Origin of the sequence: Mesorhizobium sp. M7A.F.Ca.US.008.03.1.1 (assembly GCF_003997495.1) — a bacterium.
GTDB lineage: Bacteria > Pseudomonadota > Alphaproteobacteria > Rhizobiales > Rhizobiaceae > Mesorhizobium.
The window spans coordinates 1-22,912 of record NZ_RZRU01000030.1 but is presented as its reverse complement, the minus strand read 5'-3'; the positions used below and the strand labels follow the sequence as shown (position 1 = coordinate 22,912).

The 22,912-nt window shown below is 64.1% G+C and carries 26 protein-coding genes and 1 pseudogene; 14 read left to right on the top strand and 13 right to left on the bottom strand.

The genetic code is table 11. The annotated features are described in order from the left end of the window. Positions 1-7: 7 nt before the first annotated feature. Together ligD and EOA16_RS29055 are read right to left on the bottom strand one after the other, a co-directional pair. Positions 8-2,524 (bottom strand): DNA ligase D, encoded by a 2,517-nt coding sequence (gene ligD / locus EOA16_RS29060; RefSeq protein ID WP_127261217.1) that lies wholly within the window; start codon positions 2,522-2,524, stop codon positions 8-10. A 12-nt stretch (positions 2,525-2,536) separates the two neighbouring features. Next, on the bottom strand, positions 2,537-3,406 hold the full coding sequence (locus EOA16_RS29055; RefSeq protein WP_127261258.1) for a Ku protein: 870 nt from the start codon (positions 3,404-3,406) through the stop codon (positions 2,537-2,539). Between the two features lie 375 nt (positions 3,407-3,781). Between EOA16_RS29055 and EOA16_RS29050 the strand changes: the two genes are divergently transcribed. The 3 genes and pseudogenes from EOA16_RS29050 (at position 3,782) to EOA16_RS33385 (ending at position 4,642) form a co-directional block, all read left to right on the top strand. Continuing rightward, on the top strand, positions 3,782-3,922 hold the full coding sequence (locus EOA16_RS29050; RefSeq protein WP_013528645.1) for a hypothetical protein: 141 nt from the start codon (positions 3,782-3,784) through the stop codon (positions 3,920-3,922). 233 nt (positions 3,923-4,155) lie between these two features. Next, positions 4,156-4,383 (top strand): annotated as a pseudogene (locus tag EOA16_RS33600) (DUF393 domain-containing protein); the annotation flags it as partial. Positions 4,384-4,399: 16 nt separating this feature from the next. Continuing rightward, positions 4,400-4,642 (top strand): hypothetical protein, encoded by a 243-nt coding sequence (locus EOA16_RS33385; RefSeq protein WP_245456046.1) that lies wholly within the window; start codon positions 4,400-4,402, stop codon positions 4,640-4,642. A gap of 77 nt (positions 4,643-4,719) precedes the next feature. On the opposite strand, the gene EOA16_RS29040 is transcribed toward EOA16_RS33385, so the two are convergent. The 3 genes from EOA16_RS29040 to EOA16_RS29030 all read right to left on the bottom strand — a co-directional run bounded on the left by EOA16_RS29040 (position 4,720) and on the right by EOA16_RS29030 (position 8,263). After that, positions 4,720-5,103 carry a DUF1850 domain-containing protein gene (locus tag EOA16_RS29040; protein ID WP_127261216.1) on the bottom strand — a complete coding sequence of 128 codons (384 nt, stop codon included), beginning with the start codon at positions 5,101-5,103 and terminating at the stop codon, positions 4,720-4,722. Then, a complete protein-coding gene (locus tag EOA16_RS29035; protein ID WP_127261215.1) occupies positions 5,100-7,220 on the bottom strand; it encodes a TRAP transporter permease in 2,121 nt (706 codons plus the stop codon). Before EOA16_RS29035 ends, EOA16_RS29040 begins: the two co-directional genes overlap by 4 nt. Before the next feature lie 83 nt (positions 7,221-7,303). Continuing rightward, positions 7,304-8,263, bottom strand: coding sequence for a TAXI family TRAP transporter solute-binding subunit (locus tag EOA16_RS29030; protein WP_127261214.1), 960 nt, complete (start codon positions 8,261-8,263; stop codon positions 7,304-7,306). Positions 8,264-8,520: 257 nt separating this feature from the next. Here EOA16_RS29030 and EOA16_RS29025 point away from each other — a divergent pair, with 257 nt between their 5' ends. Together EOA16_RS29025 and EOA16_RS29020 are read left to right on the top strand one after the other, a co-directional pair. After that, entirely contained in the window at positions 8,521-8,874 is a 354-nt protein-coding gene (locus EOA16_RS29025; protein WP_127261213.1) for a YciI family protein, read from the top strand. Continuing rightward, complete coding sequence (locus EOA16_RS29020) at positions 8,874-10,118, top strand: RNA polymerase sigma factor (protein WP_127261257.1); 1,245 nt, start codon at positions 8,874-8,876, stop codon at positions 10,116-10,118. Before EOA16_RS29025 ends, EOA16_RS29020 begins: the two co-directional genes overlap by 1 nt. Before the next feature lie 20 nt (positions 10,119-10,138). Here the strand turns inward: EOA16_RS29020 and EOA16_RS29015 are convergent, their stop codons facing one another. The 6 genes from EOA16_RS29015 to hrcA form a co-directional block, all read right to left on the bottom strand. Continuing rightward, positions 10,139-10,765: a glutathione S-transferase family protein gene (locus tag EOA16_RS29015; protein WP_127261212.1), complete on the bottom strand. Its 627-nt coding sequence runs from the start codon at positions 10,763-10,765 to the stop codon at positions 10,139-10,141. A gap of 130 nt (positions 10,766-10,895) precedes the next feature. Beyond that, positions 10,896-11,882: a cysteine synthase A gene (gene cysK / locus EOA16_RS29010; RefSeq protein ID WP_127261211.1), complete on the bottom strand. Its 987-nt coding sequence runs from the start codon at positions 11,880-11,882 to the stop codon at positions 10,896-10,898. A 191-nt stretch (positions 11,883-12,073) separates the two neighbouring features. Then, on the bottom strand, positions 12,074-12,691 hold the full coding sequence (locus tag EOA16_RS29005; protein WP_127261210.1) for a LysE family translocator: 618 nt from the start codon (positions 12,689-12,691) through the stop codon (positions 12,074-12,076). Between the two features lie 111 nt (positions 12,692-12,802). Further along, a complete protein-coding gene (locus EOA16_RS29000) occupies positions 12,803-14,155 on the bottom strand; it encodes a sorbosone dehydrogenase family protein (protein WP_127261209.1) in 1,353 nt (450 codons plus the stop codon). 97 nt (positions 14,156-14,252) lie between these two features. After that, positions 14,253-14,450: a hypothetical protein gene (locus tag EOA16_RS28995; protein WP_023814156.1), complete on the bottom strand. Its 198-nt coding sequence runs from the start codon at positions 14,448-14,450 to the stop codon at positions 14,253-14,255. Positions 14,451-14,474: 24 nt separating this feature from the next. Then, positions 14,475-15,557, bottom strand: a complete 1,083-nt coding sequence (gene hrcA, locus EOA16_RS28990; protein WP_127261208.1) for a heat-inducible transcriptional repressor HrcA — start codon at positions 15,555-15,557, stop codon at positions 14,475-14,477. A 156-nt stretch (positions 15,558-15,713) separates the two neighbouring features. Between hrcA and rph the strand changes: the two genes are divergently transcribed. The 6 genes from rph to EOA16_RS28955 all read left to right on the top strand — a co-directional run bounded on the left by rph (position 15,714) and on the right by EOA16_RS28955 (position 19,690). Beyond that, the gene (rph, locus tag EOA16_RS28985) at positions 15,714-16,430 is read left to right on the top strand and encodes a ribonuclease PH (protein ID WP_127261207.1); all 717 of its coding nucleotides are present in this window, start codon (positions 15,714-15,716) and stop codon (positions 16,428-16,430) included. Between the two features lie 199 nt (positions 16,431-16,629). Then, positions 16,630-17,040, top strand: coding sequence for a VOC family protein (locus EOA16_RS28975; protein WP_127261205.1), 411 nt, complete (start codon positions 16,630-16,632; stop codon positions 17,038-17,040). After that, a complete protein-coding gene (rdgB, locus tag EOA16_RS28970; RefSeq protein ID WP_127261204.1) occupies positions 17,040-17,687 on the top strand; it encodes an RdgB/HAM1 family non-canonical purine NTP pyrophosphatase in 648 nt (215 codons plus the stop codon). Before EOA16_RS28975 ends, rdgB begins: the two co-directional genes overlap by 1 nt. Then, positions 17,684-18,847: a radical SAM family heme chaperone HemW gene (hemW, locus tag EOA16_RS28965; protein WP_127261203.1), complete on the top strand. Its 1,164-nt coding sequence runs from the start codon at positions 17,684-17,686 to the stop codon at positions 18,845-18,847. The genes rdgB and hemW overlap by 4 nt, the downstream gene beginning before the upstream one ends. Before the next feature lie 61 nt (positions 18,848-18,908). Then, on the top strand, positions 18,909-19,256 hold the full coding sequence (locus EOA16_RS28960; protein ID WP_127261202.1) for a low molecular weight protein tyrosine phosphatase family protein: 348 nt from the start codon (positions 18,909-18,911) through the stop codon (positions 19,254-19,256). Next, positions 19,253-19,690, top strand: coding sequence for an EamA family transporter (locus EOA16_RS28955; RefSeq protein ID WP_127261201.1), 438 nt, complete (start codon positions 19,253-19,255; stop codon positions 19,688-19,690). The genes EOA16_RS28960 and EOA16_RS28955 overlap by 4 nt, the downstream gene beginning before the upstream one ends. 73 nt (positions 19,691-19,763) lie before the next feature. On the opposite strand, the gene EOA16_RS28950 is transcribed toward EOA16_RS28955, so the two are convergent. Beyond that, complete coding sequence (locus EOA16_RS28950) at positions 19,764-19,943, bottom strand: hypothetical protein (RefSeq protein WP_127261200.1); 180 nt, start codon at positions 19,941-19,943, stop codon at positions 19,764-19,766. 133 nt (positions 19,944-20,076) lie between these two features. On the opposite strand from EOA16_RS28950, the gene rsmI reads away from it, so the two are divergent. Next, positions 20,077-21,003: a 16S rRNA (cytidine(1402)-2'-O)-methyltransferase gene (gene rsmI, locus EOA16_RS28945; protein ID WP_127261199.1), complete on the top strand. Its 927-nt coding sequence runs from the start codon at positions 20,077-20,079 to the stop codon at positions 21,001-21,003. After that, complete coding sequence (locus tag EOA16_RS28940) at positions 20,996-21,373, top strand: YraN family protein (protein ID WP_164754425.1); 378 nt, start codon at positions 20,996-20,998, stop codon at positions 21,371-21,373. The genes rsmI and EOA16_RS28940 overlap by 8 nt, the downstream gene beginning before the upstream one ends. A 91-nt stretch (positions 21,374-21,464) precedes the next feature. Here the strand turns inward: EOA16_RS28940 and EOA16_RS28935 are convergent, their stop codons facing one another. Next, positions 21,465-22,271, bottom strand: coding sequence for an undecaprenyl-diphosphate phosphatase (locus EOA16_RS28935; protein ID WP_127261197.1), 807 nt, complete (start codon positions 22,269-22,271; stop codon positions 21,465-21,467). A gap of 217 nt (positions 22,272-22,488) precedes the next feature. Here EOA16_RS28935 and EOA16_RS28930 point away from each other — a divergent pair. After that, positions 22,489-22,912, top strand: a 424-nt coding sequence (locus EOA16_RS28930) for a glutathione S-transferase family protein (RefSeq protein ID WP_164754424.1), incomplete at its 3' end; no start/stop codon positions are given.

Sequence of the window (22,912 nt, the reverse complement as noted above, 5' to 3'; positions counted from 1 at the left end):
CGAAGCGTTAACCCCGCTTCAGAGCCCTGCCCTGCTTAAAGAAATCCGACCACGGATCGGCTTTCGCCAGCTGTTTCAACGTCGTCTTATCGCCGATCGGGAAAGCGTTCGGCGCCAGGCCGGCCTCGATCTCTGGCCAGGTCACCGGCATCGACACGGTGGCGCCCTTCTTGGCGCGTGACGAATAGGGCGCGACCGTCGTCGAGCCCCTGCCGTTGCGCAGATAGTCGACGAAGATCTTTCCCGTGCGCGCTTTTTTCGACAGCGTCGCCGTGTAGCGGTCGGGGGCACCTTGCTCCAGCGCCCTGGCGAAATCATGGGCGAAGCTCTTCACCGCATCCCAATCCGCCGATGGTTTCAGCGGCACCAGCACATGGTAGCCCTTGCCGCCCGAGGTCTTGACGAAGTTCGGCAGCGACAGCTCGTCGAGCTTGCCCCTGATATCGAGTGCCGCCTCGCGGACCGTCTTCACGTCGACCCCTTCATCGGGATCGAGATCGAAGATGATCTGGTCGGGCTTTTCGATCTCATCGATCGTGCACCCCCAGATGTGGATCTCGACCACGCCATACTGGACCAGTGCGGCAACGCCATCGAAATCCCGGATGTACAGGATCTCCTCGCCGTCGGTAGGGTCCTTCATGCGGGCGATCTTGTCGCTCATGCCGGCCGAGGCATGCTTCTGGAAGAAACGCTGGCCACCGACACCGTCCGGCGCCCGCACCAAGCTGAGCGGCCGGTTGACGACAAACTGTTCCATGCGCGGCCACACCTGCGCGTAATGGTCGAGCAGGCCCCGCTTGGATATGTTTTCGTCCGGCCACAGCAGCTTGTCGGGATGCGAGAGTTTTACCGTGGTCGTCATCGATCCGGCGGCTTTGCCACCCGATGCCGGCTTGGCCGTGCTCTTGCCTGTCGTTGGCTTGCCTGTCGACGCTTTGGGCTTTTCCTGCACCACTTCCTCCGCCGGCTTGTCCTCGCGCAATCCCTGGAACGAGGCGTGGCGTATTATACGGTCCGAGGTCCAGCTGCGAAACTCCACTTCGCCGACAAGTTCGGGCTTGACCCAGACCAGGCCCTTGCCCTTCGGCACGGCGGTGGAGAAGGGCGATGATTTTGCCGTCAATGCATCGAGTTTTGCCTTCAGCTCATTGGCGCCCTTGCCGGAGAAACCAGTGCCGACGCGACCGGCATAGTGCAGCTTGCCGCCCTCGTGGAAGCCGACGAGGATCGAGCGCAGTCCGCGCCCGGTCTTGTCCGACGGCAGATAGCCGCCGATGACGAATTCCTGCCGCGCCGTGCATTTCGACTTCACCCAGGTTGGGCCGCGGCCGCTGCGATAGGGGGCATCGGCACGCTTGGAGACGACGCCTTCCAGGCCCATGCGGCAGGCATGCTCCAGCATGATCTTGCCAGGTTCGGAAAAGTGGTCGCTGAAGCGGACGGCGGGATTTTCGGACTGTTCGCCGAGCAACTCCTGCAAGGCCTGCTTGCGCTCGACCAGCGGCTCGCGGCGCAAATCCTGACCATCGAGGCGCATCAGGTCGAACACGTAATAGATGAAGCGATTTGTCCGCTTCGCCGACAGATCCTGCTGCAGCAGCGCGAAAGACGAGACGCCGCTGTCGGCGAGCACGACCACCTCGCCATCGATGATGGCGTCGCTGCACTTCAGCCCGGCCAGTTCCGCGACGATCTCGCCGCCGAATTTCTTCGTCCAGTCGAGGCCGGTGCGGGTCAGCAGCCGCACATCGGTGCCGGCTATCTGCGCCTGCATGCGATAGCCGTCGAACTTCACCTCATGCAGCCAGTCCTTGCCCGGCGGCGCATCGCGCTCCAGCGTGGCCAGCTGCGGCTCGATGAAGTCGAGTTTCTTGGCCCCGGCTTTCATTTTGACGGCGGCCGGCTTGTTGGAATGCCAGACCTTTGGCTTCTCGCCCTTGGCGGTCTTGCCCTCGCCGACCTCTTCGATCGTCAGGCCGGACTTTACCGATTCCGGCGCCTCCTTGAGGATGTCCTCGCCGGGACGCGCGGCAGCATCGTCCGACTTGATCAGCAGCCAATTGTCGCGTTTTTCACCCGCTCGCGGCTTCAGCCGCACCAGGTGCCAGAGGCCGTGCAGCTTGTGCCCCTTGAGCTCGAAGCTGATATGGCCCTTCTTCATCGCCTTGGCCGGGTCGATCTCGGGGGTCCAGGTCCCCTCGTCCCAGACGATGACCGAACCGCCGCCATATTCTCCCTTGGGAATGGTGCCCTCGAACGGCGCATAGTCGATCGGGTGGTCCTCGACATGGACCGCCAGGCGCTTCTCATGCGGATCAAGGCTCGGGCCGCGCGTCACCGCCCAGCTCCACAGCACGCCGTCATGCTCGAGCCGCAGGTCGTAATGCAGCCGCGTCGCGGCGTGCTTGTGGATGACGAAGATGCCGCCTGCGCCGTCCTGCTTGGTCCGGGCGACCTTGCCGGCCGGTTCGGCGGTCTTCTTGAAATCGCGCTTGGAGTGATATTGTTCGAGGCTGGCCATTCGTCCGTGTCCTCAGGCCGATTTGCGTTTGGGCGCGCTGGCTTTCGGCTTGGCGCGTTTGGCCGCCGGCTTGCCTTTCGCCGACGAAGACGTTTTCGATGATCCGGAATCTGACAGGCTCTTCTTCAGCGCGTCGAACAGATTGACGACATTGGAAGGTTTGGGTGCCGCCTTGGCCTTCGGCGCCTTGTGGCCGGCCTTCTTGGCGCGGATCAGCTCCAGCAGCGCCTCCTCGTATTTGTCATCGAATTTCGAAGGGTCGAACTTCGTCTTCTTCTTGTCGATGATCAACTCGGCGAGGTCCGTCATCTCCTGATCGGTCTTTACAGGCTCGATGTCGCCGAACACGGTGTCCGGCTGGCGCACCGTATTGTCGTAGCGCAGGGTCGTCAGCACCATCCCTTTGCCGAGCGGCTCGATGACCACCGGCCGTTCGCGTCGGTAGAGCACGATACGCGCCAGCCCGGCCATCTTCTTGCCCGCCATCGCATCCCGGATGACGGCGAACGCCTCTTCCGACACCTTGTCGGCCGGGGCCACATAATAGGGCGTATCGAGATAGATCTGCTGGATCGAAGCTTTGTCGACGAAACCGTCCAGCGCCATCGTGTGCGAGGATTCGATCTGTACCGCCTCGATCTCGTCCTCCTCGATATGGATGAAATCGCCATCGTCGAGTTCATACCCCTTGACCTCCTCATCCTCCTCCAGCGGCTTGCCGGTTTCGGCATCGACATAGAGGCGCTTCACGGTGTTGCCGGTCTTGCGGTTGAGAATGCGGAACGAAACCCGCTCCGTGTGGGTGACGACATTGGTCAGTTCTACGGCACAGGTGACCAGCGAAAGCTTCAGATAGCCTTTCCAGGCCGGACGCGGCGCCATGATTCTTCCCTTCCAGAACGAGATGAAGGTGAGAACGGACAGACCGCGCTCCAGTTCCGCCACGCGGGCGTTCAGATGCAAAGGTCGTTTCCCGGGCGCCAAGTCGCCAAGCCCCTAAATTTCACGGACGCCGCAAAAGTTGAAACAGAACCGCACGCAGGCGACATTCAAACGAAACATATGTGATGCAAAAGTCACATTGGCCGGAATGCCGACCAACTGCACCGAAAGACCCCGAATCAGCCGCAATCCAGCCACGAAGCGGGGCATTTTCGACCAGATATTAACATCACGTTCACCGACTATTCACGCCTCGACGCTATGATGACCGCAATTCGGAAGGGACATCCGAAAATCGGGACAGGGACAAGGGTAATGAACTTCCTCGCGCACCTCATCGGCTATGCCGCCGCCATCCGCGAATTCGTCGCGCCGACCTATCGGCCCGAGCGCTATTACATGCGCGGCCCCGGCCCGGCCTGCGCCCGTCGCGGCAACTCGCTGGGCGCGCACTGATCATGGCTTTCGAAAATCGCCACGACAGCAGGATCTGCAGGCCGGCCGCCACTACCCGCGCCACCACCTATCGCGCCGAGCGTCCCGCTCTCGCCGACCGGCGGCGTGCGACATCGCCACGGCTTTGATGCCGCCTTCGGCTGGCTTAGTGTCATAGGACACGAGCAGCCGAGGCCAGCGTGACCGACCATTCCCAATCAAGTCCCTCTGAGCCCTTTGATTAAAGCCAGCCGCTGATCGTTTTCGATGGCGTCTGCGTGCTCTGCTCCGGCTTCGTGCGCATGGTGATCAGGCTCGACCGCCAAGGCCGTTTCCGCTTCGCCACCGCGCAGTCGCCCTTCGGTGAAACGCTGTTCCGGAAGCATGGACTGCGCACGGACTCTTACGAAACCAATCTCGTCCTGATCGACGGCGTCGCCTTCACGCGGCTCGACAGCTTCGTCGCCGTCATGGCGGAACTCGGCTGGCCCCTGGCGGGTGGCAAAAGCGCTGTTGCTGCTGCCGCGCCCGCTGCGTGGTTGGCTCTACGATCGCATCGCCAGGAACCGCTACGCTCTGTTCGGCAGGAGGACAGCTGCGAGATCCCCGCACCCGATCTGCGGGAGCGGTTCCTTGGCTAGAAAACGTGGCTCTGGGAAGCAGCGCGTGAAGCGTCTCATCGTCGACGCCGATGGCTTCTGGCTGCCGCATCGTTCATTTGCGTTGCCGATGTGGCTGTGATCGCGGCCCACATCGTTCGAAGCCTCCGAGGAAGCCGCTTCCGCGTTCCCGGCGAGATTTCTCACCCGGCCGATGCGTTATCGCGGCTGGCTTGTGCCGTCCGATCCGCACGGCTCCAGCGCGATCGTATCGCCGGCCGTCTTGCCCAGTTCCCTGCAGTCCTGAACCGAGCACAGTGTCCAGCCGTCACCAGTCGCGCCGGAGGCGGCAAGCACGACGCGTCGCTGCGGGCCGACATCAGGCGCATAGATCCACCAGCCATCCTTCAGCACCGCACCTTCCGGTGGTTCCATGCCGGCGCCCGAACCCTTGATCCGCGCCTCGACCAGCTGCAGGCCGGTAGGCGTGACCTTCCAGTCCTCCTCCCAGCGCGTCCGTTCCACCGAATGCGTCCAGGACAGCGTGAAGGCGGCGACGGAGAGCGTTACCGTCTTGCCGGCGGCCAGGATGCACAGGCTCATGGTCTGACTGAAGCCCGCCGCGCTCGAAAACAGTGCCAGCCGATCCAGGCCAGCGCCAGCACCCAGCCGGCCTCGTCGGTGAGCGGCACCGCGGCGACCAGCAGCACGCCGGCGGCGAAGGCGACGAGCCGTTCCCACAATGCCATGCGGCTGGCGAGGAAACCGACGGCGGCGACACCCCACAGCACGATGCCCATGCACGCTTTTGCGACGATGTAGGCGACCTCGACCGGATAGCCGAACTGGGCAGCGATCGGCCCGGCGTCCTGCAGCATCAGCGCCGGCGTGTAGACGGCCATGAACGGTATGACGAAGCCGGCAATGGCAAGCTTGGTCGCCTGGATGCCGATCTTCAGGCCGCTTTCCCTAGCCATCGGTGCGGCGGCAAACGCTGCCAGCGCCACTGGCGGCGTCAGGTCGGCCATGATGCCGAAATAGAACACGAACATGTGGCTGACCAGCAGCGGCACGCCGAGTTCCAGCAGCGCCGGCCCGGCCAGCGACGAGGTGATGATGTAGTTGGGAATGGTCGGGATGCCCATGCCGAGCACCAGGCAGGTGACCATGGTCAGCACCAGCGACAGGAACAGATTGTCCTCGCCGATCGAGATGATCCAGCCGATGAAGGTCGAGGCGATGCCGGTGAGCGTCAGCGTGCCGATGACGATGCCGACAATGGCGCAGGCAATGCCGACCGGCAGCGCGTTCTTGGCCCCTTCGGCGAGCGAGTCGACACAGATTTGCAACGTCTCGCGGCCGCCCTTGAACGTGAAGCAGGCGACGATCAGCGCGGCGATCACCAGGCCGAGGAGGTTGACGCCGAACTTCATGAACGAGGCGGCGGCAAGCCCGAGCGCGATCCAGAAGACGATGCGGAAGGCGAGCGGCCCGATCGCTGCCGCCAGCGGCGTGCCGAGGATGAGCACGATGGTCAGCGCCAGGCCCATCGTGCCGGCGAAGATCGGCGTATAGCCGGCAAACAGCAGGTAGATGAGCGCTGCCAGCGGCAGCACCAGCGGCCAGTGTTGCCGAACCGCGTCCCACGGATTGGGCAGGTCCGCCTTGGCCATGCCATGCAGGCCGGCCTTGCCGGCTTCCAGATGCACCTGCCAGAAGCAGGCGCCGAAATAGAGCAGCGCCGGGATGATCGCCGCCTTCACCACCTCGGCGTAAGCCACGTTCAGCGTTTCGGCCATGATGAAGGCGACCGCGCCCATCACCGGCGGCATGATCTGGCCGCCCATCGAGGAGGTCGCCTCGACGGCGCCGGCAAAAGCCGAGCGGAAGCCGAAGCGCTTCATCAGCGGGATGGTGAACTGGCCGCTGGCCACCACATTGGCGACGCCAGAGCCGGAAATGGTGCCCATCAGCGCCGACGACAGCACGCAGACCTGCGCCGGGCCGCCGCGCCACGAACCGACCAGGCCGAGCGCGAAATCGTTGAACAGCGCGATCATGCCGGCGCGTTCGAGGAAGGCGGCAAAGACGACGAAGATGAAGATATAGGCGGCCGAGACATAGATCGGCGTGCCGTAGATGCCCTCGGTGCCGTAGGCGAAGGTGTCGACGAGCTGGGCGAAATCATAGCCGCGATGGATGAGCGGCGGCGGCAGATGGTTGCCGACGAAGCAGTAGGCAAGGAAGATGAAGGCGATGATCGCCAGCGGCAGCCCCATCAGCCGCCGCGCGGCCTCGAAGACCAGCACCACCAGCACCGCGCCGACGATCAGGTCCGGTGTGGTCAGGAAGCCGGAGCGCCGGATGAGGTCGGTGTAGAACACCCAATTGTACAGGCCGGTGCCGAAGCCGAGCCCCCCGAGCGTCCAGAAAATGGCCTTGGCCGGCATGCTTTTGGTGCGCAGATTGGCGATCAGGCCGAAGCCGAGCAGCAGCAGGAAGCCGACATGCATGGCCCGCACCACCTGGCTCGGAATGCTGCCATAGGCGGCGACATAAATCTGGAACACGGAAAAGGCGACGGCGATGAGAAAGGCAGCCTTGCCGGCGATGCCGTCGCCGAAACCGGGCGGCAGCCCTTCGACCTGCTCTTCGACGACAGGGAGATGGAAGGTGGTGGATTTGCCGTCGGGTGCTGTTCCAGACGTTGCTTCGCTCATCCGGCGTACTCCAAAGCGAGCAAATTGTGGTGCGAGGGGGTGCTTGGCGAAGACATATCGAATTTGCCGAACTGCTCCCCGCCCTACTTCAGCAGCCCCTTCTCCTTGTAGTACCGCTCCGCACCGGGGTGCAGCGGCACCGGCATGCCGGCGAGCGCCTTGGCCGGGTCGATCGCCTTGGCGGCGGCATGTGCTGCGGCCAGCTGGTCGAGATGGTCGAACATCAGCTTGGTCATCTGATAGGCGGTCTCGTCGGAGACATCGGCGCGGGTGATGAGGAAATTGCCGACTGCGGAGGTCGCGACATCCTCGCTCTGGCCCTCATAGGTGCCCTTGGGAATGACCACGGAAAGATAGGGCGAGCCGATCTTGGCGACGTCCTCGGCGGGAACCGCCACGACATTGATCGGCAGCGAGGTTGCGAGGTCGCGGATCGAGGCGACGCCGAGCCCGGCCGATTGCAGCGTGGCGTCGAGCTGCCGGTTCTTGATCAGCTCGACCGATTCGGCGAAGGGCAGGTATTCGACGCGGCCGAGATCCTCATACTTCAGCCCGGCGGCGGCGAAGATGGCGCGGGCGTTGAGCTCGGTGCCGGACGCCGGTGCGCCGACCGACAGGCTCTTGCCCTTGAGGTCGGCCAGCGTCTTGATGCCGGACTCCTGGCTGGCGACGATCTGGATGTAATTGGGATAGATGGCGGCGATGCCGCGCAATTTGTCGAGCTTGCCCGGGAAACCGGCCTCGGCATTGCCTTCGGCGGCCAGCTTGACGGAATCGCCGAGGGCAAAGGCGATCTCGCCCTTGCCCTGCTGCAACAGATTGAGGTTTTCGACCGAAGCCTTGGTCGCCTGCACTTGGGTGCGGGCGCCTTCGATGCCCTTGCCGTAGATTTCCGACAGCGCCACGCCGAGCGGATAATAGACGCCGGATGTGCCGCCGGTCAGCACATTGATGAATTCCTGCGCGCCTGCCGATACGGTGCCGAGGCCAAGCGACAGCGCCATTGCGCCGACAGCAACAAATTTCGTTCTGAAATGGAACATGGTGATTTCCTCCCTGAAATAGCGGCCGCGTCGCCTCCCTGACGCGAACAGCGGCGAGTTTAGACAGCGAGATGGAAATGCCAACCCGCAATTCCATGCGTTAGACGAATGGTTGAGTGCGGCATGCGCACATGCCCGCTTGCGTGAAATGTCTTCGGAGCCGAAAGATTTTTCCAACGCCTGTCGAAATCGGCCAGGGCCGCGCGACATACGTCCGGCTCGCAACGAAGCGGCCTTCGAAACAACGGGAGAAGACCATGCGCTACATGCTTTTGATCTACGTCAACGAAGTCGCGATGGCGGCCGCACCGACCGATAAGACCTACGAGATCAGCGCTGCCTATGGCGCCTATACCGATGCGTTGAAGAAATCCGGCGCCTGGCTGGCCGGCGACCGACTGAAACCGACTCAGGCGGCCACTTCGGTGCGCATGGCCAATGGCAAGACCAACGTGCTCGATGGCCCTTATGCCGACACCAAGGAGCAGCTCGCCGGTTTCTACATGATCGAGGCCGAGGACGCCGATGCCGCCATCGCCTGGGCGGCGCGCTGTCCCGCCGCCAGCGCCGGCACGGTCGAGCTGCGGCCGATCTGGGAACAGACCATGTGATGGAGAATGGCCCGGAGATCGCGCGGGCGGCGGCGGAAACCGCCGCCCGGCAAAGCTACGGCAAGTTGGTCGCCTGGCTCGCGGCGCGCACCCGCGACGTGGCTGCCGCCGAGGACGCGCTGGCCGACGCCTTTGCCGCGGCACTCGAACGCTGGCCACGAACCGGCGTGCCGGAAAAGCCTGAAGCCTGGCTGCTGGCGGTGGCAAGGCGGCGCCGCGTCGATGCGGTGCGGCGGCGGCTGACCAGCGAGGCCGGCCGCGAGCATCTCAAGCTGATTGCCGAGGAAGCGGAGGCGCGCATGACCGACGAAGACCTGCCCGACGAGAGGCTGCGGCTGATGTTCGCCTGCGCCCATCCGGCGATCGAGGCCAGCGTACGGTCGCCGCTGATCCTGCAGACCGTGCTGGGGTTCGACGCGGCGACGATCGCCTCTGCCTTCCTGGTCTCGCCAGCAACGATGGGCCAGCGCCTGGTGCGTGCCAAGACCCGCATCCGTGAAACCGGCATTCCGTTCCGCGTGCCGGAGCGGGCCGAGCTCGGCGAACGGCTGGACGCGGTGCTGGAAGCGATCTACGCCGCCTTCGCCGAAGGCTGGTCCGATCCGGCGGGCACCGAAACGCGCCGCCGCAATCTGGCGACCGAAGGCATCTGGCTCGGCCGCCTGGTGGCTTCGCTGTTGCCGGAAGAGCCCGAGGCGCTTGGCCTGTTGTCGCTGATGCTGTTTGCCGAGGCGCGCCGCACCGCACGGCGCGATGCGGCCGGCGATTACGTGCCGCTGGCTGAACAGGACTATACGCTCTGGGATCGCGCTTTGGTCGATGAGGCGGAAGCGTTGCTCGGCCACGCCGCCACCATGGGCGTCATCGGCCGTTACCAGCTCGAGGCGGCCGTGCAGTCCGCACATGCGGCACGACGCCTGACCGGCCGCACCGACTGGGTGGCGGTCCGCGAACTCTACGACGCGCTGCTTTCGATCGCGGGATCGCCGGTGGTGGGGATCAACCGCGCGGTGGCGATTGCCGAGGCCGAGGGCGCCGTGGCGGGATTGGCGGCCCTTTACGTGCTGGGCCACGACAAGCGGCTTGATGAGTATCAGCCCTATTGGGCAGTCCGCGCCGGTCTGCTGGCAAGGCTCGGTCAGGTGCCACATGCAATCGAGGCCTATGATCGGGCAATCGGCCTCGAACGCGACCCGGCGGTGCGCCGGTTCCTGCAGGGAAAACGGGCAGTGCTCAGAAATTGACCTCGCCACCGGCCGTTCGTTCAGCCTGGCCACATCTCATGCGATGTGTTGAGCGTCTTCATCAGGGGGTGCCCGCGCAGCTTCGACCACAGACGTTCAATGTTCGGCCATGCCGTCCGCGCGCTGTCGATGTCGGGATGCCAGGCCACCAGCATGACCAGATAGATGTCGGCCAGCGACATCCGGTCACCGACCAGCCAGTCACGGCCCTCGAGCGCGGCATCGAGAACGGCAAAGCCACGGTCCATCTCGGCGACGGCTGCCTGCTTGACCGCCTTGGTGCCGTCGGCATCGGCCGTGTACCGATACGCGTAGTAGAAACGCAGCACCGCCGGATAGAGCACCGACGACATGAAGGCCATCCAGCGCAGGAAGTCGGCGCGGGCAGGCGCGTCGACCGCCGGCGCCAAATTGGCATCGGGATGTCGCTCGGCAAGCAGGATGCAGATCGCCGCCGATTCGGTCATCGAGCTTCCGTCCGGCAAGGTCAGCACCGGCACCTGGTTCAACGGGCTGATGTCGAGGAAGGCCGGATCGGGCCGGTCGGTCTTCGGCACGTCGATCTGCTCGAACGGTGCATTCGCCAGCACCAGCGCCGCCTCGACGACGAAGCCGCCGCTGCCAGGACGGGTATAAAGCTTGTACATGAAATCCTCCCCCGGTCGCGCAAAGCAGGCCGGGGGCGATATGAACCGGAAGCGGTGTCACGCTCAAGCCGCTGACGGCGGCCACGGACGGTTTTTCAGCGGGCCAGCTTGGCCATGAAGAAGCGTCGGATTACGATCCCAACCCTTCGAACAGGATGGTCGACAGATAGCGCTCGGCGAAGGATGGGATGATCACCACAAGGTTCTTGCCCTTGTTCTCCGGCTGCGAGCCGACGACGATGGCCGCCTGCAGGGCGGCGCCCGAAGAGATGCCGACCGGCACGCCTTCGAGGCGGGCGACCAGACGGGCATTGGCGACCGAATCCTCGTTCGACACCTTGACGATCTCGTCATAGATCGTCGTGTCGAGGATTTTGGGCGCAAAGCCGGCGCCGATGCCCTGGATCTTATGGGGGCCGGGCTGGCCGCCCGACAGCACCGGCGAGGAGTCCGGCTCGACAGCGACGACATGCACGGAAGGCTTGCGCTTCTTCAGCACCTGGCCGACGCCGGTGATGGTGCCGCCGGTGCCGATGCCGGCGACGAAGATATCGACCTCGCCATGCGTATCGTTCCAGATTTCCTCGGCCGTCGTGGTGCGATGGATTTCCGGATTGGCCGGGTTCTCGAACTGCTGCGGGATGATCGCATTGGGGATCGTCGCTGCCAGTTCGTCGGCCTTGGCGATGGCGCCCTTCATACCTTTCGGGCCTTCTGTCAGCACCAGCTCGGCGCCGAGCAGCGCCAGCATTTTCCGGCGCTCGATTGACATCGTTTCGGGCATCGTCAGGATCAGCTTGTAGCCCTTGGCGGCAGCGGCGAAGGCAAGCGCAATGCCGGTGTTGCCCGATGTCGGTTCGATCAGCGTGGTCTTACCGGGAGAAATCTTGCCTGACGCTTCCAGCGCCTCGATCATCGCCACGCCGATGCGGTCCTTGACCGAAGCGATCGGATTGAAGAATTCGAGCTTTGCAATGAGATTGGCGACGATGCCTTTTTCCCGAGCGAATTTGTCGAGCCGCACCAGCGGCGTGTCGCCGATCGTGTCGGTGATGGAATCATAGACGCGGCCGCGGCCGCGGCCGGGCACGCGGGCTGATGTGACGGGCTTGTTCATTGGTTTCGCTCCCAGAATTTCAGGCAAGTGGAGGATTTCAGGCAAATGCAGCCGACAGGATAGGGCTTTCAGCCGCGCAACATAGACTGTCGGCCGAAAATATCCGAGTGGGACCTGTGTCGAAAACATCCCTGTCTCGGAAAAGCATTTCCCGCAAAGGCCGGTTTGCGAAATGCTTTGGCCGAAAGCCTCTATTGGCGGGCGGCAATCGCCGCCGCGGCGCCGACCATGAAGCCGGCGGCCGTGCGGTTCAGCGCCTTGAGCGCGCGCGGCGATTTCAGGAACCAGCGCGCCTTGGCGGCCAGCGCCAGATACGGCACCAGCACCACCAGAAGCACGACGACCGTCAGCGCGACGAGAATGCTGTAGTCGGCCAATGTGATGGTCTTCAGGTCGACGATGGTCGGCGTGATCGCGAGGTAGAAGATCATCGTCTTCGGATTGCCGAGCGTGACGGTCAGGCCGGCGGCAAAGCTCGACAGCAAGCCACCCTTGCCTTTTCTGGCCTCGACGGTCTCGGGCGTGATGCCGTTGTTCCAGAAGCGCCAGCCGAGGAAGGCGAGATAGGCGACGCCGGCCCATTTGATGGCCAGGAAAACCATGCCGAAACTCTGGGCGACGAAAGCGAGGCCGAGCACCACGGCGGTCAGATAGGTGATGTCGCCAACCATCAGGCCAAAGGACATCGCCAGCGACGAGCGGAAGCCGGAGCCGAGCGCACGGGCGACCAGCGCGGTGATGCCGGGACCAGGAATCGCGGCGGCGATGCCAAGAGCGGCGCTGTAGGCAAGGAATCCGGTAAGGGTCATCATTGCGGCCTTGCGCGACGCTGCTATCACGGCATCCTATCGCACAAAGTCCGGCGGGCGTGAATTCCCTCAAGCTCGGATTCGATTGCACCACGCCTGTGCGAACTGCGCTCAGGAACGACCGTCGCCATGGGTGACACGCCAGATGGTGCCGTTGCCGTCCTCGGTCACGATCAGTGCGCCGTCGTTCGCCACCGCCACGCCGACCGGCCGGCCCCATACCTCGCCGTCGGAGACGACGAAGCCGGTGGTGAAATCCTCATATTGGCCGGTTGGCTTGCCGTCCTTGAACAGCAGTCTCACCACCTTGTAGCCGGTCCTGTTGCCGCGGTTCCATGAACCATGCAAAGCGACGAAAGCATCGCCCTTGTATTCAGCCGGAAAGCTCTTCCCCTCGTAGAAGGCGATGTTGAGCGGCGCCGAATGCGCCTGCATCAGCACATCGGGAACGGTCGCCTTGCCGGCAAGATCGGGGCGCGCACCCTTGTGGCGCGGATCCTCATTGTCGCCGATGTAGTACCAGGGCCAGCCATAGAAGGCGCCCTCCTTGACCACGGTCGCGTATTCGGGCGGTACATTGTCGCCAAGCGCATCGCGTTCGTTGACGACGCACCACAGCGCGCCGGTCGCCGGCTGCACGGTCATACCCGAGCAGTTGCGCAGGCCGGTGGCGACGATACGGCCGTTCTTGCCGTCCGGGTCGAAGGCCAGCACATCGGCGCGGCCGTCCTCGGATCCCCAGGCTGCACCCAGCGGCTGCGATTTCGCCCAGGCATCGAGTCCGCCTTTCGGCTCCTGGCCCATGTCCTCGGCGACATTCGATCCCGAGCCGACCGACAGATAAAGCGTCTTGCCGTCCGGCGAGAAAGCGATGTCGCGGGTCCAGTGGTGATTGGCCGGGATGTTGTCGACGATGGTTTCTGGATCCCCGGAGGCCTTCAGGTCGCCATTGCGGTAGGCAAAGCGAACGATGCTGTCGCTGTTGGCGACATAGACCCATTGCGGGTCAGCACCCGGCGGATAGAAGGCAATGCCGTAGGGTTGGTTGAGATTGCCGGCAAAGATGCCGTCCTGCGCCGGCTTCGCACTGCCTTCGGCGAGGCGATAGATGCGGACCTGGTTGGCCTCGCTGTCGGCGACGAACAGGTCACCGTTCGGCGCGACGCGCACGACGCGTGGATTGTCGATGCCAGATGCAACCAGCTCGGCCGAGAACCCCGGCGGCAGTTGCAGCTTCGCGTCTGCCGGCATGTCCGCGACGCCGGCGCTGTTCGAGGTCGACCGGGTGGCATAGGGCTTAGGCAGATCGTCCTGTCTGATCAGGCGGCGTGTGCCCGGCTTGTCCGCTCGCCAGTCGCCGAAGGCGGCCGCGCCTTTGAGCACCGACTCGTCCGCCTGCTGGGCGAATGAAGCGGTTGAGAGAAACAGTGCGGCGGAAATTGCGGGGCCGGCAAAACGCATCATTCGGTCCTCCGATGCTGGGCGTGAGAACAGGAACGAGCGGTTTCGTCGATCGTTCCACGGCACAGGACGAGGTGAAGGAAGCTTCCGGTTCCTGGGCTCAGGTCCCGGCGGCGTAGAAATCGTCGTCGAGGCGTTTTTCCAACTCGACGAGATCGGCCGGCAGCGGCAAGCCCATGGCGCGCATTTCCTGTAGTTTTTCACGCAACTGCTCCTGGATCTCGTGCTGATCCTCCGGCTGGTTGACCATCTCCTCCAGCAGGAGGCTGATCCGGGCCTTGAATTCTTCGAGCGCCATAGTCGTCTCCTCGGTTAGATCAGCTCAACGGAGCATGCGCGATATCAGCTGCGCGGTGTAATCCACCATCGGCACGATGCGGGCATAGTTCAGCCGGGTCGGGCCGATGACGCCGAGCGCGCCGACGACGCGGGCGTCCTTGTCGCGATAGGGCGCGACCACCAGCGACGAGCCCGACAGCGAAAACAGCTTGTTTTCCGAGCCGATGAAGATGCGCACGCCCGAGCCTTCCTCGGCGAGGTCGAGCAGCTGGATCAGACCGTCCTGCGTCTCCATGTCCTCGAACAGATGCCGCAGCAGTTCGATGTCGGCCTGGGCGGTGACGTTTTCGAGCAGATTGGCCCGCCCGCGCACGATGAGCCGTGCCGGCAGGCCGCTGTCGGCGCCGGCCCACACCGCCAGCCCCTTCTCGACCAGATCCTGCGACAGCGTGTCGAGTGCGGCCCTGGTCTCTTCCTTGATGCGGGCGATCTCGATCCGCGCCTCGGCCAGCGTGCGGCCGCGTATATGGGCGTTGAGGAAATTCGAGGCCTCGTGCAGTTGCGAGACGGTGATGCCCGCGGGCAGCTCGACGACGCGGTTCTCGACGTCGCCATTCTGCGACACCAGCACCGCCAGTGCCTTGGTCGGTTCGAGCTGGATGAATTCGATATGCTTCAGCGCCACCTCGTTTTTGGCGGCCAGCACCAGGCCGGCGCCGCGCGACATGCCCGACAGCATCTGGCTGGCCTCAGTCAGCATATGCTCCAGCGTTGCGCCCGAGCCGGAAGCCCGCACCTGTGCCTCGATGGCGCGGCGCTCCTCGTCGGAAAGGTCGCCAAGCTCCATGAAGGCGTCAACGAAGAAACGCAGGCCGGCCTGCGTCGGCAGCCGGCCGGCCGAGATGTGCGGCGCGTAGATCAGGCCGAGATGCTCGAGGTCGCTCATGACGTTGCGGATGGTCGCCGGCGACAGCGAGGACGGCAGGATGCGCGACAGGCTGCGCGAGCCCACCGGTTCACCGTCCCTGAGGTAGGAATCGACAATGCGCCGGAAGATGTCGCGGGAACGCATATCGAGCGACTGAAGCGCGGGCGACTGCGAACTCGGATCGACTGCCTTGGTCATACGGCCAAAAACCTCCGGCCCGAGGATATAGACTTACACTGCACCCGCGCAACCCGGTGTCTGTGTCAGATCGTCAGGCCATTTTCCTTTGCGCCACGCGTCCCATGCGGTTACAAGCCGGCCAAGATTCCGAAAAATGACAAGAAAGCAGCCTGAATGCGCCCTTCCAAACGCCAATTCGACGAAATGCGTGCCATCTCCTTCGAGCGCGGCGTCTCCAAGCATGCCGAAGGCTCATGCCTGGTGAAGTTCGGCGACACGCATGTCCTGTGCACGGCCAGCCTCGAAGAAAAAGTGCCGGGCTGGATGCGCAATTCCGGCAAGGGCTGGGTGACGGCGGAATACGGCATGCTGCCGCGCTCGACCGGCGAGCGCATGCGCCGCGAGGCTTCGGCCGGCAAGCAGGGCGGCCGCACGCTGGAAATCCAGCGGCTGATCGGCCGCTCCCTGCGCGCCGTGGTCGATTTGCAGGCGCTGGGCGAGCAGCAGATCACTGTCGACTGCGACGTCATCCAGGCCGATGGCGGCACCCGCACCGCCTCGATCACCGGCGGTTGGGTGGCGCTGTACGACTGCCTGCGCTGGATGGAAGCGCGCCAGATGGCCAGCGTCGCCAAGGTGCTCAAGGACCATGTCGCTGCGATCTCCTGCGGCATCCATGACGGCCAGCCGGTGATCGATCTCGACTATATCGAGGATTCCGCGGCCGGCACCGATGCCAATTTCGTCATGACCGGCAAGGGTGGCATCGTCGAGATCCAGGGCACCGCCGAGGGCGAGCCTTTCTCCGAAGAACAGTTCGCGGAATTGATGGGCCTGGCCAAGAAAGGCATCCAGCGCCTGGTCAGCTTGCAGCAGATGGCAGTGGCTTAGCTGCAGCTTGTAGGACGACAACGTTGGCGATCCTTCACACCCCCCTCTGTCCTGCCGGACATCTCCCCCGCAAGGGGGGAGATCTTTTGTGGTCGCGGGCTTCGCCAATCACCGACGTTACAGGTCATGAGGCAGCGTTGACGCTGCCAATCTCCACCCTTGCGGGGGAGATGCCCGGTAGGGCAGAGGGGGGTGCCTCGTGACGCCCTTGGCAATCCTTGAATCAGCCCTCTACGTCACCGATCTGGCGGCGGCGGAAGAATTCTATGTCGGCATCCTCGGCCTCGACCTGCTCGGCAAGGTTGACGGCAGGCACCTCTTCTTCCGCTGCGGGCCGGGCGTGCTGCTCGTCTTCAATGCCGCAGCGACGAAAGTGCCGCCGGCGCCCGACGCCAGGCTGCCGGTGCCGCCGCACGGTGCAGTAGGCCAGGGTCACCTGTGCTTTGCGGCAACCGCCGATGAAATCGCCGGCTGGAAAGCGCATCTCGCGGCGAAGAGGATCGCCATCGAAAGCGAATTCGAGTGGCCGCAGGGCGGCCGTTCGATCTATATACGCGACCCCTCGGGCAATTCGATCGAATTTGCCGAGCCAAGAATCTGGGGCCTTTGATGCATTCTCTCGATGGCAAGAAGATCGTCGTCGCCAGCCATAATGACGGCAAGCTGCGTGAATTCGCCGATCTGATGGAGCCGTTCGGCTTCGAAGCGAAGTCGGCCAAGGAGTATGGCCTGCCGGAGCCGGATGAGACCGGCACCACCTTCGAGGAGAACGCCTATATCAAGGCGCTGGCCGCCGCCCAGGCGACCGGCCTGCCGGCATTGTCTGACGATTCCGGCCTGTGCGTCGACGCGCTTGATGGCGCGCCTGGCGTCTACACCGCCAACTGGGCCGAGACCCCGGATGGCAGCAGAGATTTCGGCATGGCCATGCAACGCACCGAAGTGGCGTTGCAGGAAGTTGGAGCGGCCTTGCCGCAACAGCGCAAGGGACGCTTCGTCGCCCTCATCTGCCTGGCGTTTCCCGACGGCGAGGCGGAATATTATCGCGGCGAGGCCGAAGGCACGCTGGTCTGGCCGCCGCGCGGCGAACTCGGCTTCGGCTATGATCCTGTGTTCCTGCCCGATGGCTTCGAAAAAACCTTCGGCGAAATGAGCGCTGAGGAAAAGCATGGCTGGAAGCCCGGCCAGGCCACGGCGCTGTCGCATCGCGCGCGTGCCTTCCAGAAATTCGCCAGAGCGAGATTGGGCTCGACATGAGCATGCTGCTCGACCGGGCGCCCGGCTTCGGCGTCTATGTCCACTGGCCGTTCTGCGCGGCCAAATGCCCCTATTGTGATTTCAACAGCCATGTCCGCCACCAGCCGGTCGACCAGGACCGCTTTGCCAGCGCCTTCGAGGCTGAGCTGGCAACGATGCGCGAGCGCACCGGGCCGCGCGAGGTGACCAGCATTTTTCTCGGCGGCGGCACGCCGTCGCTGATGAAGCCCGAAACCGTGGCCAGGGTTCTGGACGCGGTAGCGAAGAACTGGACCGTTCCAGATGGCATCGAGGTGACGCTGGAGGCCAATCCCTCCTCGGTCGAGGCCGAGCGCTTTCGCGGCTATCGGGTGGCCGGGGTCAATCGCGTGTCGCTCGGCGTGCAGGCGCTGAACGACAAGGATCTGCGCTTCCTCGGCCGGCTGCACAATGTCGATGAGGCGCTGCACGCCATCGGGCTCGCGCGCGAGATTTTTCCGCGGCTGTCCTTCGATCTGATCTACGCCCGCCCCGGCCAGACGCCGGAGGCTTGGGCAGCGGAGCTGGAGCAGGCGATCGGCCATGCCGCCGATCATCTGTCGCTCTACCAGCTGACCATCGAGGAAGGCACGCCTTTCCACGCGCTGCATGCGGCGAAGAAATTCATCATTCCCGACAACGACCACGCCGCCGACCTCTATGCGCTGACGCAGGAGATCACCACGGCGCACGGCCTGCCGGCCTACGAGATTTCCAACCACGCCAGACCGGGCGCCGAGAGCCGGCACAACCTCACCTATTGGCGCTATGGCGAGTATGTCGGCGTCGGCCCCGGCGCGCATGGCCGCTTCGTCGAGAACGGCCGCCGCACGGTGACGATCGCCGAGCGGATGCCGGAAACCTGGGCCAACCTGGTCGAGGCCAAGGGCCATGGCGTCACCGGCGGCGAAATCCTGACGCGCTCGGAAGAGGCCGACGAATTCCTGTTGATGGGCCTGCGGCTGGCCGAAGGCATCGACCTCTCCCGCTACGAGGCGTTCTCCGGACGCGGCCTGTCGAGCGCGCGGCTGTCGATGCTGCAGGGAGAGGGGCTGGTGGCGCCGATCGGCAATGCGCGTCTCCGCGCCACGCCGGCCGGCATGATCGTGCTCGATGCCGTGGTAGCGGATCTGGCGCGGTGAGCATGATCCCGAAAAGTGGAAACCGGTTTCCGGACGGGATCATGCTCCAAAGAAAAATTCCTTGAAAAACGTCCTCTTCGTCTGCAGCCAGAACCGTTTGCGCAGCCCGACCGCCGAGCAGGTGTTTTCCAAGCGCCACGACATCGAGGTCGCCTCGGCCGGCACCAACCATGACGCCGACACCCCGCTGTCGCACGAGCTCGTCGCTTGGGCCGACATCATCTTCGTTATGGAAAAGACGCACCGCTCGAAGTTGCAGAAAAAGTTCAAGGCCAGCCTGAAGGCGGCCAAGGTGATCTGCCTCGATATCCCGGATGACTACGAATTCATGGACCCGGAGTTGATTGCGCTTCTGAAAGCGCGGGTTCGCGTTATCTGGACTGAGACCTCGCGAAGGCCATCGGCATGAACCTGACCGTATCCTCCTGGCAATTCTGGGCCCTGCTCTCGGCTGCATTCGCGGCCCTGACGGCGATCTTCGCCAAGGTCGGCATCGAGAACATCAATTCCGATTTCGCCACCTTCATCCGCACGGTCATCATCCTGATCGTGCTCGGTGCCATCCTGCTCGCCAGCGGCCAGTTCCAGTCGCCGGCTACGATCTCGGGAAAGACCTGGGCCTTCCTCGGCCTGTCCGGTCTGGCGACCGGCGCCTCATGGCTCTGCTATTTTCGCGCCCTGAAGATCGGCAACGCGGCGCAGGTGGCGCCGATCGACAAGCTAAGCGTCGTGCTTGTGGCGGTGTTTGGCGCGGCCTTTCTCGGCGAGCGACTCACCGGAGCGAACTGGCTTGGTGTCGCCCTTATTGCGGCGGGCGCGGTGCTGGTCGCCTATCGAGGGTAGTTGCGCGCCGTTGCGGGCGTTCTTTGTTTCAAGACGGGTGATGAAGATATCGAAGCGATTGGGCATCGTCCGGTCAGTGCTCCGTCGTGCTGTCGGGTTTGTTGTCGGAAAGCCTGACGTTCGTAGGCAAGGCGGCCTGCTTGGTCAGGCTGTTCTCGGTCTTGGCAGGCAAGCGCTTGTCCCTGCGTACGGCAACGCGGTTGCGGTCGGCATAGTAGGGCTCGAAAGCGTCCTGTATCTTCAGGCTGTCCATCCTGTCCTCCTCCGGAATCAGGGGGCTAATTTGCCAACGCCGGTTTGGTTCCCCACTGTGGCAAAGGAAAGGCGAATTCCTTACATCGGCGCCAGCTTTGCAAGCCCGCGTCAGCCGTGCCAAACAGGGCTGAATGGAGAAGTCATCAGTGACCGCAGAGACGGGCAAGCGCAGCTATGTGGTCGGGCAGACGGAGATCGCGGCCCGGCCGCTGGAACCAGCGCTCTATCTGGTGGCGACGCCGATCGGCAATCTCGCCGACATCACGCTGCGCGCGCTGGAGACCCTGGCCGCCGCCGACATCGTCGCTTGCGAAGACACGCGGGTGTCGCGCGTGCTGCTCGACCGTTATGGCATCCGCCGCCGAACCACGGCCTACCATGAGCATAATGCCGGCGAGGCCGGGCCGAAGCTGATCGCGGCGCTCCAGGCCGGACAGAGCGTGGCGTTGATCTCCGATGCCGGCACGCCGCTGGTGTCCGATCCCGGCTACCGGCTGGTCGGCGAGGCGCTCGACCACGGCATCCGCGTCGTGCCCATCCCCGGTCCATCGGCGCCGCTCGCGGCGTTGACCGCATCCGGCCTGCCCTCCGACGCCTTCATGTTCGCCGGATTTTTGCCGGTCAAATCAGGACAGCGGCTGACGCGGCTGGAAGCCCTGAAAGCCGTGCCGGCGACGCTGATCTTCTTCGAATCGCCGCGCCGGCTGGCCGAATCCCTCGGTGCCATGGTCGAAGCGCTGGGCGGAGAGCGCAAGGCCGCCATCGGCCGTGAATTGACCAAGACCTTCGAGGAAATGCGCACCGGCACGCTTCAGGCGCTGGCCGACCACTATGCGGCGGCCGATACGCCGAAGGGCGAGATCGTCGTCTGCGTCGGTCCGGCCGAGGCCAGGGCGGACGAGCCCGCCGACATCGACCGCCTGCTTTTGTCGCTTGCCGCCGAGATGCCGGCCTCCAAGGCGGCGGCGGAAGCCGCGAAGATGACCGGCGGCCAGAAACAGGCGCTCTACCGGCGGCTGCTCGAGCTCAAGGATGCTTCCGGAGAGGACGGTGGCTGAACGCCCGGTCGCCAGCCGCCAAAAAGCCTATCGGCGCGGTCATCGCGGCGAATGGCTGGCGGCTGCAGCGCTGATTCTGAAAGGCTATCGCATTCTCGCCCGCCGCCATCGCACGCGCTTCGGCGAGATCGACCTGATCGCGCGGCGCGGCGACCTGGTGCTGTTCGTCGAGGTCAAGGCGCGGCGCACGCTGATGGAAGCCATGGAGGCGATCGGCCACGAATCGGAACGTCGAATAGAAGGCGCAGCCGACATCTGGCTGTCGCGCCAAGCGGACTACGGCAGGCTGTCGATGCGCTTCGACATGGTCGCGGTGGTGCCCTGGCGTTGGCCGGTGCATGTCGAGAACGCGTTTTATGGAAGGAATTGAGGAGAAACGTTGCTCGCCCTTCGCATGCTCAGGGCGTTCGTCGTTCGGAAAGCCAAGCAATTGGCTTTCCGTCCGCTTCGCGGACCACTCCTCACCCCCAGATCATCAAGGCCACCAGACCAACGCCGCCGACCACCAGCCGCCACCAGCCGAACAGCGAATAGCCGTTGCGCGAGACGTAGTCGAGCAGGAAGCGCACGACTATAAGCGCCGTGACGAAGGCGGCGACGAAGCCTACGGCGATGATCGGCAGGTCGGCACTGCTCAGCACGTTGCGGTTCTTGAACAGGTCGAAGGCGAAGGCGCCGACCATGGTCGGGATCGCAAGGAAGAAGGAAAATTCAGCGGCCGCGCGCTTGTCGACGCCCAAAAGCAGCGCGCCGACGATGGTCGAGCCCGAACGCGATGTGCCGGGAATGAGCGACAGGCACTGGAAAAGCCCGATCTGCAGGTAAAGCCTGGTCGGGAACCGCTCGACGTCGCGGTAGACCGGCTTGAGATTCATGCGGTCGACCACCAGCAGCACGACGCCGCCGATGATCAGCATGATGCAGATCAGCCTTGGCGATTCGAACAGCACCGTCTTGATGAAATCATGCGCCAGCGCGCCGATGATCGCCGCCGGCAGGAAGGCGATCAGAATGCCGATGACGAAATGCCGCGTCAGCCGGTCATGCGGCAGGTCGAGCAGCATCTTCCACAGACGGCGGAAATAAACGCTGAGGATCGCCAGGATGGCACCGAGCTGGATCAGGATCTCGAAGGCCTTGCCGGTCGAATGGAAGCCGAGGAAATGGCCGGCGAGCAGGATATGGCCGGTCGACGACACCGGGATGAACTCGGTCAGCCCCTCCAGCAGGCCGAGCAGCAGGGCTTCGACGATGGTCTGGCTTTCCATGGCTACCTCGGCATTGGCGTGACGGCTAGAGCATGATGCCGAAAAGTGTGAAGCGGTTTTCGGACGACATCATGCTCTATCTCTAGACAAACGGCTTGCTTGTCATGGCGTTGAAGTCCCCCTATAGGTCGCAACACCCTGACGGCCCGCTAACCGGGCGGCCAAGACTTACCGGTGCGCCCTGCGATTCGCCAGTGCGCTTTATCATCGCGGAACCATGCTGACGCTTTTCCACCATCCCATGTTCGCCACCTGTCGCTTCGTCCGCCTCGCTTTCGGCGAGTATGGCGAGGAGTTGGCCTTGATCGAGGAAAAGCCGTGGACCCGGCGCAAGGAGTTCCTGGCGCTGAACCCGGCCGGCACGCTGCCGATCCTGCTGGCCGAGGGCGACGTGCCGATCGTCGGCGCGACCGTCATCGCCGAGTATCTCGATGAAACGCGCGGCGTCCTGAAGCGCGACAAGCGGCTGTTCGCCGAGGACCCGATGCAACGCGCCGAAATCCGCCGGCTGATCGACTGGTACCTCAACAAGGCCGAAAGCGAAGTCACCCGCCATCTGGTGCGCGAGCGCGTGCTGAAGCCGGTCATGCCGGAAACGGCGGGCGGCGGCTCGCCCCATTCGGGCGGGGTCCGGGCCGCCC

Coding starts and splice junctions, on each gene's coding strand:
- ligD (WP_127261217.1), bottom strand. CDS start 2,524: ATGGCCAGCCTCGAACAATATCACTCCAAGCGCGATTTCAAGAAGACC.
- EOA16_RS29055 (WP_127261258.1), bottom strand. CDS start 3,406: ATGGCGCCGCGTCCGGCCTGGAAAGGCTATCTGAAGCTTTCGCTGGTC.
- EOA16_RS29050 (WP_013528645.1), top strand. CDS start 3,782: ATGAACTTCCTCGCGCACCTCATCGGCTATGCCGCCGCCATCCGCGAA.
- EOA16_RS29040 (WP_127261216.1), bottom strand. CDS start 5,103: ATGAGCCTGTGCATCCTGGCCGCCGGCAAGACGGTAACGCTCTCCGTC.
- EOA16_RS29035 (WP_127261215.1), bottom strand. CDS start 7,220: ATGAGCGAAGCAACGTCTGGAACAGCACCCGACGGCAAATCCACCACC.
- EOA16_RS29030 (WP_127261214.1), bottom strand. CDS start 8,263: ATGTTCCATTTCAGAACGAAATTTGTTGCTGTCGGCGCAATGGCGCTG.
- EOA16_RS29025 (WP_127261213.1), top strand. CDS start 8,521: ATGCGCTACATGCTTTTGATCTACGTCAACGAAGTCGCGATGGCGGCC.
- EOA16_RS29020 (WP_127261257.1), top strand. CDS start 8,874: ATGGAGAATGGCCCGGAGATCGCGCGGGCGGCGGCGGAAACCGCCGCC.
- EOA16_RS29015 (WP_127261212.1), bottom strand. CDS start 10,765: ATGTACAAGCTTTATACCCGTCCTGGCAGCGGCGGCTTCGTCGTCGAG.
- cysK (WP_127261211.1), bottom strand. CDS start 11,882: ATGAACAAGCCCGTCACATCAGCCCGCGTGCCCGGCCGCGGCCGCGGC.
- EOA16_RS29005 (WP_127261210.1), bottom strand. CDS start 12,691: ATGACCCTTACCGGATTCCTTGCCTACAGCGCCGCTCTTGGCATCGCC.
- EOA16_RS29000 (WP_127261209.1), bottom strand. CDS start 14,155: ATGATGCGTTTTGCCGGCCCCGCAATTTCCGCCGCACTGTTTCTCTCA.
- EOA16_RS28995 (WP_023814156.1), bottom strand. CDS start 14,450: ATGGCGCTCGAAGAATTCAAGGCCCGGATCAGCCTCCTGCTGGAGGAG.
- hrcA (WP_127261208.1), bottom strand. CDS start 15,557: ATGACCAAGGCAGTCGATCCGAGTTCGCAGTCGCCCGCGCTTCAGTCG.
- rph (WP_127261207.1), top strand. CDS start 15,714: ATGCGCCCTTCCAAACGCCAATTCGACGAAATGCGTGCCATCTCCTTC.
- rdgB (WP_127261204.1), top strand. CDS start 17,040: ATGCATTCTCTCGATGGCAAGAAGATCGTCGTCGCCAGCCATAATGAC.
- hemW (WP_127261203.1), top strand. CDS start 17,684: ATGAGCATGCTGCTCGACCGGGCGCCCGGCTTCGGCGTCTATGTCCAC.
- EOA16_RS28955 (WP_127261201.1), top strand. CDS start 19,253: ATGAACCTGACCGTATCCTCCTGGCAATTCTGGGCCCTGCTCTCGGCT.
- EOA16_RS28950 (WP_127261200.1), bottom strand. CDS start 19,943: ATGGACAGCCTGAAGATACAGGACGCTTTCGAGCCCTACTATGCCGAC.
- rsmI (WP_127261199.1), top strand. CDS start 20,077: ATGGAGAAGTCATCAGTGACCGCAGAGACGGGCAAGCGCAGCTATGTG.
- EOA16_RS28935 (WP_127261197.1), bottom strand. CDS start 22,271: ATGGAAAGCCAGACCATCGTCGAAGCCCTGCTGCTCGGCCTGCTGGAG.